Annotated in this window: 10 protein-coding genes; 6 read left to right on the top strand and 4 right to left on the bottom strand. The window is 72.3% G+C overall.

What is annotated here, in order from left to right; translation table 11 throughout:
- The first annotated feature begins 194 nt into the window (after positions 1-194).
- On the top strand, positions 195-1,583 hold the full coding sequence (locus tag AB0D44_RS23615; protein WP_362594372.1) for a serine hydrolase domain-containing protein: 1,389 nt from the start codon (positions 195-197) through the stop codon (positions 1,581-1,583).
- Here AB0D44_RS23615 and AB0D44_RS23620 read toward each other — a convergent pair.
- The gene (locus tag AB0D44_RS23620; protein ID WP_362594374.1) at positions 1,580-2,809 is read right to left on the bottom strand and encodes a PLP-dependent aminotransferase family protein; all 1,230 of its coding nucleotides are present in this window, start codon (positions 2,807-2,809) and stop codon (positions 1,580-1,582) included. The two genes, AB0D44_RS23615 and AB0D44_RS23620, sit on opposite strands and share 4 nt — an antisense overlap.
- 128 nt (positions 2,810-2,937) lie before the next feature.
- On the opposite strand from AB0D44_RS23620, the gene AB0D44_RS23625 reads away from it, so the two are divergent.
- Positions 2,938-3,783: a hypothetical protein gene (locus AB0D44_RS23625; protein ID WP_362594376.1), complete on the top strand. Its 846-nt coding sequence runs from the start codon at positions 2,938-2,940 to the stop codon at positions 3,781-3,783.
- A 131-nt stretch (positions 3,784-3,914) separates the two neighbouring features.
- Here AB0D44_RS23625 and AB0D44_RS23630 read toward each other — a convergent pair whose 3' ends face one another.
- From AB0D44_RS23630 to AB0D44_RS23640, 3 genes are all read right to left on the bottom strand, one after another.
- Positions 3,915-4,124: a DUF397 domain-containing protein gene (locus AB0D44_RS23630; protein WP_362304148.1), complete on the bottom strand. Its 210-nt coding sequence runs from the start codon at positions 4,122-4,124 to the stop codon at positions 3,915-3,917.
- A gap of 208 nt (positions 4,125-4,332) precedes the next feature.
- Entirely contained in the window at positions 4,333-5,226 is an 894-nt protein-coding gene (locus AB0D44_RS23635; protein ID WP_362594378.1) for a helix-turn-helix transcriptional regulator, read from the bottom strand.
- A gap of 219 nt (positions 5,227-5,445) precedes the next feature.
- Positions 5,446-6,180 carry a GPP34 family phosphoprotein gene (locus AB0D44_RS23640; RefSeq protein ID WP_362594380.1) on the bottom strand — a complete coding sequence of 245 codons (735 nt, stop codon included), beginning with the start codon at positions 6,178-6,180 and terminating at the stop codon, positions 5,446-5,448.
- A 172-nt stretch (positions 6,181-6,352) separates the two neighbouring features.
- On the opposite strand from AB0D44_RS23640, the gene AB0D44_RS23645 reads away from it, so the two are divergent.
- The 4 genes from AB0D44_RS23645 to AB0D44_RS23660 all read left to right on the top strand — a co-directional run bounded on the left by AB0D44_RS23645 (position 6,353) and on the right by AB0D44_RS23660 (position 12,842).
- Complete coding sequence (locus tag AB0D44_RS23645; RefSeq protein WP_362594466.1) at positions 6,353-8,995, top strand: hypothetical protein; 2,643 nt, start codon at positions 6,353-6,355, stop codon at positions 8,993-8,995.
- A gap of 226 nt (positions 8,996-9,221) precedes the next feature.
- The gene (locus AB0D44_RS23650) at positions 9,222-10,982 is read left to right on the top strand and encodes an MFS transporter (RefSeq protein WP_362594468.1); all 1,761 of its coding nucleotides are present in this window, start codon (positions 9,222-9,224) and stop codon (positions 10,980-10,982) included.
- A 100-nt stretch (positions 10,983-11,082) separates the two neighbouring features.
- Positions 11,083-11,283: a hypothetical protein gene (locus AB0D44_RS23655; RefSeq protein ID WP_362594382.1), complete on the top strand. Its 201-nt coding sequence runs from the start codon at positions 11,083-11,085 to the stop codon at positions 11,281-11,283.
- 254 nt (positions 11,284-11,537) lie between these two features.
- On the top strand, positions 11,538-12,842 hold the full coding sequence (locus AB0D44_RS23660; RefSeq protein ID WP_362594384.1) for a HAMP domain-containing sensor histidine kinase: 1,305 nt from the start codon (positions 11,538-11,540) through the stop codon (positions 12,840-12,842).
- Positions 12,843-12,881: the final 39 nt, after the last annotated feature.

Here is a 12,881-nt window from a genome sequence, read left to right on the forward strand (position 1 = left end):
GACCAGGTGGCCGGCCGGGGCCCCCGAGCGGGAGGCGCACGGCCGCCGGCGGGGGTGTGCGCGCTCGCCTCGCGACCGGCTGAGGGCGGGCCTACGCTGGTCCTGCTGCCCTGGTCCGCGTACGTGGTCCGCGTACTCGTACGTGCGCTCGTACCTGCATTCGTACCCCTCCCCCGTACGACAGGAGGCATGCCGTGAGTCCGACCCGCACTCGGCTGCGCCGGGCCTGCGTGGCCGCTGCCGCAGCAGGTCTGCTCGTCGCCCCGGCCCTCGCGGGCCCCGCCTCCGGGGCTCCGACCCCGGGTCCGTCCGTCTCCGCCACCCCTTCCCCCGACGGTGACGCGGACTTCCCGCAGCTCACCCCGGCCGTCGCGGCGAAGCTGGACGCCGCGGTCCAGGGGGTCCTGCGCGAGGCGCAGGTACCGGGCGTGATCGTGGGCCTGTGGGCTCCCGGCAAGGGAAGCTACGTACGGACCTTCGGCGTGGCCGACAAGGCCACCGGCTCCCCCATGGAGACCGCCTTCAACATACGGATCGGCAGCGAGACCAAGACGTTCACGGTCACCGCCCTCCTCGAACTCGTCGACCAGGGCAAGCTGGCCCTCGACGACACCATCGGCAAGTACGTCAGCGGAGTCCCGAACGGGGACCGCATCACCCTGCGCGAACTGGCGGGCATGCGCAGCGGCCTCTTCAACTACAGCCTGGACGAGGACTTCAGCAAGGCGCTCGCCGCCGGTCCGACACGGCCGTTCACGCCGCAGCAGTTGCTCGACTACTCCTTCCGGCATCCGGTGCAGTTCGAGCCGAACGCCAAGTGGCAGTACAGCAACACCAACCTGATCCTGCTCGGGCTCGTGGTGGAGAAGGTCGGGGGCAAGCCCATCCAGGAGTTCATCCGGCAGGAGGTGCTGGAGCCGGCCGGGCTGCGGCAGACGGTCTTCCCCACCGACGCGCACTACCCCGACCCGCATCCCCGCGGCTACACGGACGACACGACCACCGGCGGGAAGATCGTGGACGCGACCGACTGGAACCCCTCCTGGGCCTGGGCCGCGGGCGCGATGATCTCCGACCTCATGGACCTGCGCAGCTGGGCGCGCACCCTGGCGACCGGGACGCTGCTGAAGCCCGAGACCCAGACCGAGCGGCTGAAGACCACCTCGATCAACGGCATTCCCGGTGCCGGGTACGGGCTGGGCATCTTCAACATCCAGGGCTGGATCGGCCACAACGGCTCGCTGCCCGGGTACGAGACGCTGACCGTCTACCTGCCGGAAGCCCAGGCGACCCTGGTCGTCCTGCTCAACACCGACGTCCTGCACGAGGGCCAGGAGCCGAGCACGCTCTTCGGCGAGGCGATCACCGGCATCGTGACGCCCGACCACGTGTACCCGGGCCACGTTCCCGTGGCCCCCGAATCGAAGTCCCCTTCGCCCTCGGCCTCCGAGCCGTCGGCCGCCACGCCGTCCGCCGCCACGCCGTCGGCCTCCGCACCGACGGACTCCGCGCCGCCCACCTCCACGCCCACGCCGGCCACGCCCGCGCCGGCCACGCCCACGGCGCCGACCGCCCCGCGTTAGGACCTTCGGCAGGCCCGCCCCAGGCGGGCCAGGCCCTCCGTGATCTCCGCCGGAGTGTGCGTGGTGAAGGACAGGCGCAGGGTGCGGGGGTCCGGGGGGCCCGTGAAGAACGGGGATCCCGGGACGAAGGCCACCTCGTGGGTCAGGGCCGTGCCGAGCAGGCCCGCCGCGTCGTGGCCCTCGGGCAGGCGGGCCCAGACGAACATGCCGCCCTCCGGGCGGTTCCAGGAGGAGCCTGCCGGGAGGGCGTCGGCCAGGCCCGCCAGCAGGGCGTCGCGGCGGGCCCGGTAGGCCGCGCGGACCGCGGACACATGGGCCTCCAGGTCCACCGCCGCCAGGTAGTGCGCGGCGGCCAGCTGGTCCACCGTCGAGGTGTGGAGGTCCGCCGCCTGCTTGGCGACCACCGCGGCCCGGCGCAGCGCCGCCGGGGCACGCAGCCAGCCCAGCCGCAGACCCGGCGCCATGATCTTCGAGAAGCTGCCGAGCAGGGCGGTACGGTCCTGCGCTCCCGGGTGCGCCGCCAGCCAGGGGACCTCGGCGCCCTCGTAGCGCAGTTCCCCGTACGGGTCGTCCTCGATCAGCCACAGTCCCAGCCGCGCCGCGGTCTGCGCCACGGCCGCACGGCGGGTCCCCGGCAGGGTGCGGCCCGTCGGGTTCTGGAAGGTGGGGATGGTGTAGAGCAGTTTGGGGCGTTCCCGCGCGACGATCTCCTCGAGGGCCTCGGGAACCAGGCCTTCGGCGTCGCAGGGCACCGCCACCACCCGGGCCCCGGCCATCCCGAAGCACTGGAGCGCCGCGAGGTAGGTGGGGTTCTCGACCAGCACCACGTCCCCGGGCTCGACCAGCGCGGCGGTGAGCAGCGTGAGGGCCTGCTGGGAGCCCGAGGTGACCAGGACGTCGTCCGTGCCGGTCGGCAGGCCCCGGGCCGTCGCACGCCGCGCGACGGCCTCGCGCAGTTCCGGTACGCCCTCGGTGGTGGAGTACTGCAGCGCCCGCCGGGCCGACACCGCGAAGGCGGCGTCGTACGCGGCCCGCAGGCCCTCGGTGTCGAAGAGTTCGGGCGCGGGGAGGCCGCCGGCGAAGGAGATCACCCCGGGGCGTTCGGTGAGTGCGAGGATCTCGCGCACGGGAGAGCCCCCCACCGAGGTGGCGCGCGAGGCGAACGCGGGCGGCGGGGCGACGGCGCAGGGGGAGGGGGCGGCGGACACGGCGGCGGCAGCGGGCACGGGTGGCTCCTCCGGGAGTCGGGTGCGGGCATCGTAGCCATAGAAAGATGCAGATAGCACCTATGTGTCACATGGTGAACGGCCCGCAGGGGCTGCCGATCTGACGTGACATCAGCTAAACCGGTCGCATGACCACAGAAGAGCGGGACACCCGCACCGAGGGCTACGCCGAGCTCGCGGCCGTCGGCCCGTACGGCGTCCGGCCCGGCCATGCGCTGATCACCATGGTGGAGCCGCACCCGGGCCACGAGTACGCGTACAACCGCTGGTACGAGGACGACCACTACTACGCCGGCGCGATGGCCATGCCCTGGATGTACGCGGGCCGCCGCTGGGTGGCAACCCGCGAACTCCAGGAGCTGCGCTACCCGGAGAAGTCGGCCGTCGCCCAGCCCGTCACCGCCGGCTGCTACCTGTCGACGTACTGGGTCACCGAGGGCCGCTACGACGAGCACATGAAGTGGACCGTGGGCATCAACAAGCGGCTCAATCGCGACGGCCGTGTCTACCAGGACCGCACCCACGTGTTCACGGCCTTCCAGGACCACGAGGCCACCGTCTACCGCGACGGAGCCGCCGGTCCGCGGGACTTCCACGCCCTCGACCACCCGTACGCCGGGCTCGTCTTGCAGGTCGTCGATGCCGACGGGCCCGGGCAGCGGGCCGAGCTGCTGGAGTGGCTGCGCGCGCGGGCCCTGCCCCAGCGGCTGCACGGCTCACCGGCCGCGATGGTGACGGTCTTCCGGCCGACGCCGCTGCCCGGCGACCGGATGACGTACGTCAAGCAGGTGGAAGGGGTCGACACCCGCCTGACGCTCCTGTGGTTCCTGGAGCAGGACCCCCGGACCTGCTGGGACCGGTTCCAGGGGCTGGACGCGGAGGTCGCGGAGGCGGGGTCGGGACGGGTGGAACTCGTTGCTCCGTTCATCCCCACGGTGCCGGGGACCGACCGGTACGTCGACCGGCTGAGGTAGACGTACGCGGACATGGCCGAGCCCCCTCGGCCAAGACGGCGGACCGGTCGAGAGGGCTCCAGGCAGTGGTGCGGGTACTGCTTGCACTGCTTGCACTGCGTTCGGGTCGGTTGGGGTGCATGCCGTGACGTTCAGGCGAGGCGTCCCAGCCGGCCCTCGTTGACGCCGTCGACGAACGAGGTCCAGGAGCCGGGCGCGAAGGTGAGGGACGGGCCGTCCTGCACCTTCGAGTCGCGGACCGCGATGGCCTCCATGACGGGGGACTTGACCTCGACGCAGGCGCCGTTGGCGGAGTAGGAGGACTTGGTCCAGTGGTGCGTCGCGCCCTGACGAATAGCCATGTTTCTCTCCGGTTCAGCGAGTAGTTCCGTTTGTCGCGCCGTCCGGCTTGTTTCTCCGGCCGACGTGATCGACGCTACCCGCAGCTCCTGACAGGTGAAGGAGCCATTCACCCGACCGGGTGGCATATTCCATTCAGGCCTTCTGTGGCCGGGGAGTGACGGTGTACGGTACCGGCCCTCCCCGTCGCCCCAGGGGATTTCTGCGCTTCTATCGTGACTCACCGATCTTGCCCGCATACTTTCCGATGATGTCGGAAATGAACTGCCGGGTTTGGTCGACATTGAGGGCCTGGGCGCGCAGGTGCTCGTACATCACGCTGTACTTCTGCACGTCGTTGGCCTTCTCCAGGTACAGGTCGCTCGTCACGCCCTCGATGTAGACCACCGTCGAGTCGGACGCGTCGGGGAATTCCAAAATCGCGTACTGGCCGTTGACGCCGGGGTGCGCACCGAGCGAGAAGGGCATCACCTGCACCGTGATGTGCGGCTGTTCCGACTGCTCTATCAGGAACTCGAGCTGCCGGATCATCAGCTCCGGGTCGCCCACGCACCGGAGCAGCGCGGCCTCGTCGATGACCGCCCACAGGCGCAGCGGCCCGAGTTCCGGATTGTTGTTCTCCGTCTCGGACAGCCGCTTCTGGCGGTGCATCCGGACCTGGACGCGCTTCTCCACGTCGGCCGGAGCGGTCTCCGGCCACGCGCCGCGGACCAGGGAGTGGGCGTACTCCGTGGTCTGGAGCAGTCCCGGGATCACCAGGGGCTCGTACGTGCGCAGGCTCGCGGCGTCGGTCTCCAGGCCGATGTAGACGCTGTACGGGATGTCGCCGAAGGCGTGCCACCAGCCCTGCTGGCGGGAATCCTTCGCCATCTGCATGAGTGAGTCCACGAGCCGGGGATCCTCCACCTCGTACACCTCGCACAGGTCGCGTACGTCGCGCTGGCTGATGGACCGGCGGCCGTTCTCCAGCCGGCTGATCTTGGACTGGGAGACGAGGAGGCGCTCGGCGACCTGCTCGGCCGTCATGCCCTTGTCCTCACGGAGCTTGCGCAACTCCATGCCCAGTCGGCGGCGTCGGACGGTGGGATTGACATTGGACGCCACGTGAACGGCACCTCCGCCTTCTTCTGTCGTGCAGCTGTCTGTCTCTCTGCGTGTCTGATGCTGAGCAGACTGCCACCGAAGGGCGCCGCGGCGCTGGGGAACGGCAGGGAAAAGCAGACGCGCGGGGCGACGGGACCGGTGTGACCGGCCCCGCCACCCCGCGCGCCGGCGTGCTGATGGCGGTGCGGTGGATCAGGTGGAGCGGGTGGAGCGGGTGGATCAATGCGCGGCCGCGCGGGCCATCGCCCCCGTCCGGCGCGGCTGCAGCGGAACGCTGCCTGCCGTGGCCCGGGCGGGCGGTACCGGGGCGCGGTCACGGCGCGGCTGTGCGGCCACACCGTTCTGGACGTCCATCACGGCGTGCGCCACGAGTCCGCCCATCGGGTCGTGCCGGATCAGGTCCCGCAGCCGGGATCTGGACGACCGCCCCTCGTTGCCGGGGTACAGGTGCTTGCCGAGTCCGACCGCGTGGGCCAGTGCGGCGAGCGCCGCGGTCCGCGGGTCCGGCGGTACGCCGGTGCGGATCGCCGTGTCCAGCCGGGCACGGATCTCCCGGCTGATCGCCGTGTCCGTCGCCTGGTAGCGAGTCGTCGGCAGCACCCCGCACATCTGGCCCGCGACGGCATGGACCATGCCGCAGCGCTCCAGGTGGGCGAGGTAAATCTGACGGAGCCCCAGGCGGGGTCCGCCGATCCAGTGGACGGCCCGTACCGGACTGCCGCGCCTGCGCAGCAGTTCCAGTGCGGAGTCCAGAGTCGGATCTCCTGTCGGCCGTGGCATCACCACGGCGATACGATCCCCGTCAGGGGCTATCCGTCCTGCCAGAGCCAGCTCCACTAGCTGTGCCCCGGCCAGGCCGAGGTCGAGCGACTGCGGCTGCGCCGTGGTACCCGTGGCCGGGTCCAAGGCGAGCAGCAGAAGCTCCTCCGGAATTGTTCTGCGGCTCCTGCCCATCCATGCCTCCCCGCGTGGATGAGTGACAGGGTGACGCCTCTCACATTCATCTGTCGAGAGCGCGTGGCCGCTTTGTGGGGGAACCCGCAGCTATGTCGTTCTCGTCTAGCACGGGGGCGATGCCCCCTAGACGGGACACTGTTAGACATTCGGACAGCCGGACGTGGCGACGATGGAGGAGGAACTGGTGGCGGGCGAGTCCCCCGACAAGTCGGTTGATGAAGGAGCGCCGGGGGCGGCGTCGACCTCCGCGGAGCGTGATCCGAGGCTGTCGGTGTTCCGGCAGAGGGATCCTGAGGGTGACTCGGGTGACGCGGACGTTGACGGAGACGCGGACGTGGACGTGGACGCCGAACGGGAGCCGGACGGTTCCGGCGGCGGGGACGCGCTGCGCGACGCGGTGGCGGCGTGGGTCGCCACGGCGGACGAGCCGTCCGACACCGCCGGGGCCGAGCCGAAGACCGCGGCCGGGGCCGCCCCCGCCGACGGCGAGGGCGCGCCCGTCTCGCCCCCCGCGAGGCCGGCCGCCCCTGCCGCTGCTTCCGCTTCGGCGGACGGGCCGGGTGCCGGTGACCGCCCGGCCGCGTCGCGCGCGCAGGAGCCGGCCGCTCCCGCCGGGGAGTCCGCCGACGGTGAGCGCACGGCCGTCTTCCGCACGGTGAAGCCTTCTCCCGCCGACTCCGACTCCGCCGCGGCGGTGCCTGCGGCTGCTTCCACTTCGGCGGACGGGCCGGGTGCCGGTGACCGCCCGGCCGCGCCGCGCGCGCAGGAGCCGGCCGCTCCCGCCGGGGAGTCCGCCGACGGTGACCGTACGGCCGTTTTCCGCACGGTGAAGCCGGCTCCCGCCGACTCCGCCGCGGCGGTGCCTGCCGCTGCTTCCGCTTCCGCGGACGGGCCGGGTGCCGGTGACCGCCCGGCCGCGCCCCGCGCGCAGGAGCCGGCCGCCCCTGCCGGGGAGCCCGCCGACAGTGAGCGCACGGCGGTGTTCCGTGCGGTGCGGCCGCCTGCGCCGAAGGAGGCCCCGGCCGATTCCGGTTCGGCGGCGTCGAAGGCTGCACCCGGTGCTGGTTCCGTTTCCGCGGACGAGCCGGGCGCCGGTGACCGCCCCGTCGCGCCCCCCGCCGACAAGTCCGCCGACAAGCCCGCCGACGGCGACAGCGAGCGCACGGCGGTGTTCCGTGCGGTGCGGCCGGACGCGCCCGCCAAGGAGCCCGCCCCGCGGGAGCGGACCGGGGTGTTCCGGATTCCGCCGGTGGATGCCGGTGCGGAGACCGACGACAGCGAGCGCACGGCTGCGTTCCGTGCCGTGAAGCCGGCGGCCCCCGCCGACCCCCGCTCCGGGGATTCCGCTTCGGCGCCGGCCGCGCCGCCCAAGGCCAGCACCTTCGTGCCGCTGCGGACCGACGAACCCGGGCAGCAGCCGAAGGACCCGGCCCCGCCAGCCACGGCCCCGGCAGCCAAGGCTCCGGCCGCGTCGGCCCCCGCCTCGATGGACCGGACCGAGCGGACCACCCAGCAGCCGCTGCCGCCCAAGCCGCCGCTCGACATGCTGGCGGACCTCACGAACAACCCGCCCCCGCCGCCGAGCCCGCTGCGCACCGCCGTGCGGCGGTTCAAGATCTACTTCCCGCTCGTCGTGCTCCTGGCGATCATCCTCGCCGTCGTGCAGCTGGTACGCCCGCTGCCGGAGCCGAAGCTCGTGATGACCGCGCAGTCCTCGTACACCTTCGGCGGCAGCAAGCCCGAGCTGCCCTGGCCCAGCGAGGGCCAGGCCTACATGGCCGCCGCCGGCCTCGGCACCCTCGGCCAGTCCGGCGAGCAGAAGCCCGTGCCGATCGCCAGCGTCACCAAGTCGATGACGGCCTACATCATCCTGCGGGACCACCCCGTCAAGAAGGGTGAGCAGGGCCAGATGATCGACGTCGACAAGCAGGCCGAGACCGAGGGCAAGAAGAACGACTCGGTCAACAACGAGTCCACCCTCGACACGGTCAAGGAGGGCGACAAGATCTCGGAGTACGACGCGATCGCCGCCCTCATGATCCCGTCGGCCAACAACATCGCGCGGCTGCTCGCGCGCTGGGACGCCGGTTCCCAGGAGGCGTTCGTCAAGAAGATGAACGACACCGCCAAGGAACTCGGCATGACGAACACCACCTACACCGACCCCTCGGGCCTGGACGCGACCACGGTCAGCACCGCCGAGGACCAGGTGAAGCTGGGCCTCAAGCTCGTCGAGATCGAGACGCTGCTCGACATCACCAAGAAGCCCAAGTGGATCGACCCGTCGGGCAAGGAGTGGCGGAACTGGAACGGCCTGGTCCCGTACAACGAGTCGCTCGGCATCAAGACCGGTACGACGACGAAGGCCGGCGGAAACCTCCTCTTCGCCGCCCAGAAGAAGATCGGCAACACCAACCAGCTGATCGTCGGCGCCGTCCTCGGCCAGCACAAGCCGCCGATCATCGACAGCGTGCTCGCCGCGAGCAAGCAGCTGATGATCGCCACGCAGAAGGCCCTCGAGGGCGCGCCCGTCGTGAAGAAGGGCGATGTCGTGGGCCACGTGGACGACGGCCTCGGCGGCCGGACTCCGGTCGTGGCCACCGCCGACGTGCAGGCGGTCGGCTGGGCCTCCCTCACCGTGAACCTGAAGCTGGCCGACGGCGGCGGCACGATCCCGCAGACCGCCAAGGCCGGCACCGAGATCGGCGTGCTCACGGTCGGCGAGGGCGCGAGCCAGGTGAAGGTGCCGGTGGCGCTCCAGAGCGAGCTCGCCGCGCCCGGCATCGGCAGCAAGCTGACGCGCGTCGGCTGACCGGCGGTGAGAGCGCGGATCCGGCGTCCCGGGCAACCCCGGGGCGCCGGAGCGCGTCTTGAGTCCAGGGACCTGGACGTGTGTGCGGGTGTGGACCCATGTGTGGGGGAGTGCGTCAGTGACCACCGCTGAGCAGCGGCAGCAGCAGGAGGGCCGGCGTGGCGAGGGCCACGCCGGCGGCGCGGCGGCGCCTGCGCCCGCGGCCCCCGGCGGTGGCACCGGCGGGGTGGGAAGGCGGGTCCTGGACCTGGTCCGGCGCCACCCCGTCACCGTGTCGACGCTGCTCGCCGGCGTGCTGCACGTCATCTGGTTCTTCAGCTTCGCCAACAGCGGCGGCGATCTCGCCGCGCAGGACGCCTGGGCCGAGTTCGTCGGCCGCCATCCCGACTCGGCGTACAACCTCGCCTGGTACGGCGGCATGCACCCCGTCTCGTACAGCGTGGTCTCGCCGTACCTCATGCACATGCTCGGTGTCCGGACCACGATGATGATCGCGGGCACCGTCTCGGCCGGGCTGCTCGCCCTGGTCCTGACCCGCTGCCGCGGCGCCGTGCGCGAGCCCCTGTGGCCCGCCCTGGCCGGGGTGTACGGGCTGCTCTGCAACGCCCTGTCGGGGCGCGTCACCTTCGGCCTCGGCGTGATGTTCGCACTCGGCGCCGTCGCCGCCGTCTTCTGCTGGCCGCGCAAGTGGGCCGAGCGGCGCTGGGCGAAGGCGGCCGTGGCGGCCCCGCTGGCCGGGCTCGCGACGGCCTCCAGCCCGGTCGCCGGGCTCTTCCTCGGGGTGATCGCGGCCGCGCTGTTCCTGAGCGGGCGGCGGCCGGGTGCGTACGCGCTGGGCCTGGCCCCGGTGGCTGTGGTCGGGCTGTCGGCCTGGCTGTTCCCCTTCTCCGGGACGCAGCCGATGAAGTTCGGCTCGGCCTGGCTGCCGTTCGTGTTCGCGCTGGCGGTCCTGCTCCTGGTGCCCGAGCGGTGGAAGACGGTCCGGACCGCCTCGGTCGTCTATGCCCTCGGGGTCTTCCTGACCTGGGCGATCGACTCCCAGGTCGGCTCGAACGTCACCCGGTTGATCATGCTCTTCGGCGGGGCGGTGCTGCTCGCGGCCCTCCCGTACGCGGTGCCGCGCACGCGGCGGTGGTACGCGCTGCTGCTCGCCTTCGCCGGTCTGAACATCTGGATCACCGTCAACAGCATCACGGACATCGTGCGCACCACCCCGGTGGCCGCGTGGAACCGCGAGCTGGCCCCGCTCGTCGACCAGCTGCAGAAGGCGGGCGCCGACCGTGGCCGGGTCGAGGTGGTCCCGGCCAGCAGCCACCGCGAGTCCTCCGCGTTCCCCTCGTACGTGAACCTGGCGCGGGGCTGGAACCGGCAGGCGGACCTGGAGCGCAACCCGCTCTTCTACGACGACACCCTGACCGCCGACAGCTACCGGGCCTGGCTGGAGCGCTGGGCGGTGCACTACGTGGTGCTGCCCGCCGACAAACCCGACTCGGGCGGGGAGGACGAGGCGAAGCTGGTGCGCGAGGGGCTGCCGTACCTCCAGCAGGTGTGGGGCGACGCGAACTGGCAGCTGTTCAAGGTCCAGCAGCCGACGGACCTGGTGTCCGGGCCGGCGACGGTGGTGCGGGCGGGCGCGGACCGGCTCGTCATCCACGTGACGCAGGCCGGGCGGGTGCTCGTACGGATCCCGCACTCGCCGTGGCTGGGGCTGGTGGACTGGGCGGGCAAGCCGGTGGCGCCGCCGGAGGAGACCTTCGCCTCGAAGGCGAAGGGGGCCGTCCCCAAGGAGTACGCGAACACGGACGGCTGCCTGTTCAAGGCGGCCCCGGACGCGGCGGGCGACGTGTGGACGGAGCTGCTGGCACCGGCCCCGGGGGAGTACCGGGTGGCGGCGAAGTACCAGCTGCCGCGGGGCACGCCCTGTCCGGAGGAGCTGGTGTACGGCACGCTGGGGCCGCCGGAGCGGCCCGCGCCGCCCCAGCCGTGATCCACATATCCTTTACGCCCGGTCCGGGTGCGTTCACCCGTATATCTGCATACCATCCCAGTAGTCCGATTGGGTGCTTCCCTAGGGAGTTGACGACGGGATGAGCAAAGAGCAGAAGCAGGAGTTCCGAGCGGCCATCCAGCCCCACGAGCCGGACCGGCCGCCACGTCCCGCGGGCCACGGCTTCGACGGTCCGCTGCGGAGCAAGGTCAAGGGCGGGGCGCACACCAAGGCGGCCCTGAAGCGGGCCGGCACTCCACAGGGCGACCGCATCGGCGAGCGCAGCAGAGGCCTCAGCTGAGCTGCGGACCCAGGCTCCGGACCCAAGCCGATCTGATCTGATCTGAACTGGTCCGACCCTTTCGAGACGCCCTTCCGGCCGCGGCCGGGAGGGCTTTTCCGTACCGTCACGGCTTCGCGGGAGAGCATCCGGCCAACCGTGACGAGGGCGTCGGGGTCATCTTCTGCGCCGACCTGGTGGCGGGATCCGGCGCCCGCCGCGAGCCCGCCGGGACGGGCCCATTACGGTGACCTGATGAACGAGACCGGCGCACCATGAGCGTTCGGCTGCCCGCCTGGACCTCGACCCTGACCTGGAAGGCCGCGGTCTTCATCACCCTCATGTGCTGCGGGCTCGCAGCGCTGCTCGGCGGCCTCGTCCACAGCGCCATGACCCACCAGACGGTCGGCACGGCGCGGGAGAAGGCGCTCGCCAAGCTGGACCGCACCATCGCGGCGTACGAGATCGGCGCGCGCATGGCGCGCGGCGAGGGCATCGACCCCGTCGGCCTGCCCCCGGAGCTGCGCGCACTGGCGCTCAGCGGCAAGCGCGCCACGTTCATCGGCGAACACCGCGGGCGCCCCGCGATGTGGGCGGCGGCGCCGGCCGACCACGGCACCGCGATAGCCGTGTCCGTGGACTTCACCGCCGCCGAGCGGACGATCGCGGAGCTGGACCGGGCCATCCTCGGCTCCTCGGTGCTCGCCATCGGCGGCACCCTGCTCATCGGCGCGGCCGGCGTCACCCGGATCACCCGGCGGCTGCACCTGACGGCGCAGGTGGCCCGCCGGATCAGCGCGGGCGACCTGGACGCGAGGGTCGACGACAGGGCGCGCAACAAGGACGAGGTCGCGGCGGTCTCCCGGGCCCTGGACACGATGGCCTCCTCGCTCCAGCGCAAGCTGGAGGCGGAGCAGCGGTTCACGGCGGACGTCGCCCACGAGCTGCGCACCCCGCTGACCGGCCTGAACGCGGCCGCCGAGCTCCTGCCGCCGGGCCGGCCGGCCGAGCTCGTACGGGACCGCGTGCAGGCGATGCGGGCGCTGACCGAGGACCTCCTGGAGATCTCCCGGCTGGACACGGGCAGCGAGCGCCTGGACCTGGACGCCTACGACCTGGCGGGCCTGGCGGCCCGTACGATCCGCGCCTCGGGCACCGACACGCGGCTGGAGGTGGTCTCGTCCCTGCAGGTGGAGACGGACCGGCGCCGCCTGGAGCGGATCCTGGGAAACCTCCTCGCCAATGCCCACAAGCACGGCGCGGCCCCGGTCACCGTCCGGGTGGACGGCCGGACCGTGACGGTGAGCGACGCCGGCCCCGGCTATCCGGAGTACCTGCTCACCGCGGGCCCGCAGCGGTTCCGTACGGAGGGCATGAACAAGGGCCACGGCCTGGGCCTGACGATCGCGGCGGGCCAGGCCCGCGCCCTCGGCGCGACCCTCGCCTTCCGCAATCCGCGGGAGGGCGGCGCGGAAGCCCGCATCACCCTGGCCGGGCCCGCAGCGCCGGAGCCAACTGCGCCTCCGCGCTGCGCAGATGCGCCCCCGGCTCCCGGCCCGGCCGCTCCACCCGCCCGCTGACGGAACGACGAGGACCCCCCGCCGTGTGCGGCGGGGGGT

This window comes from Streptomyces sp. NPDC048349 (assembly GCF_040651925.1).
In the GTDB taxonomy this organism is placed as follows: domain Bacteria; phylum Actinomycetota; class Actinomycetes; order Streptomycetales; family Streptomycetaceae; genus Streptomyces.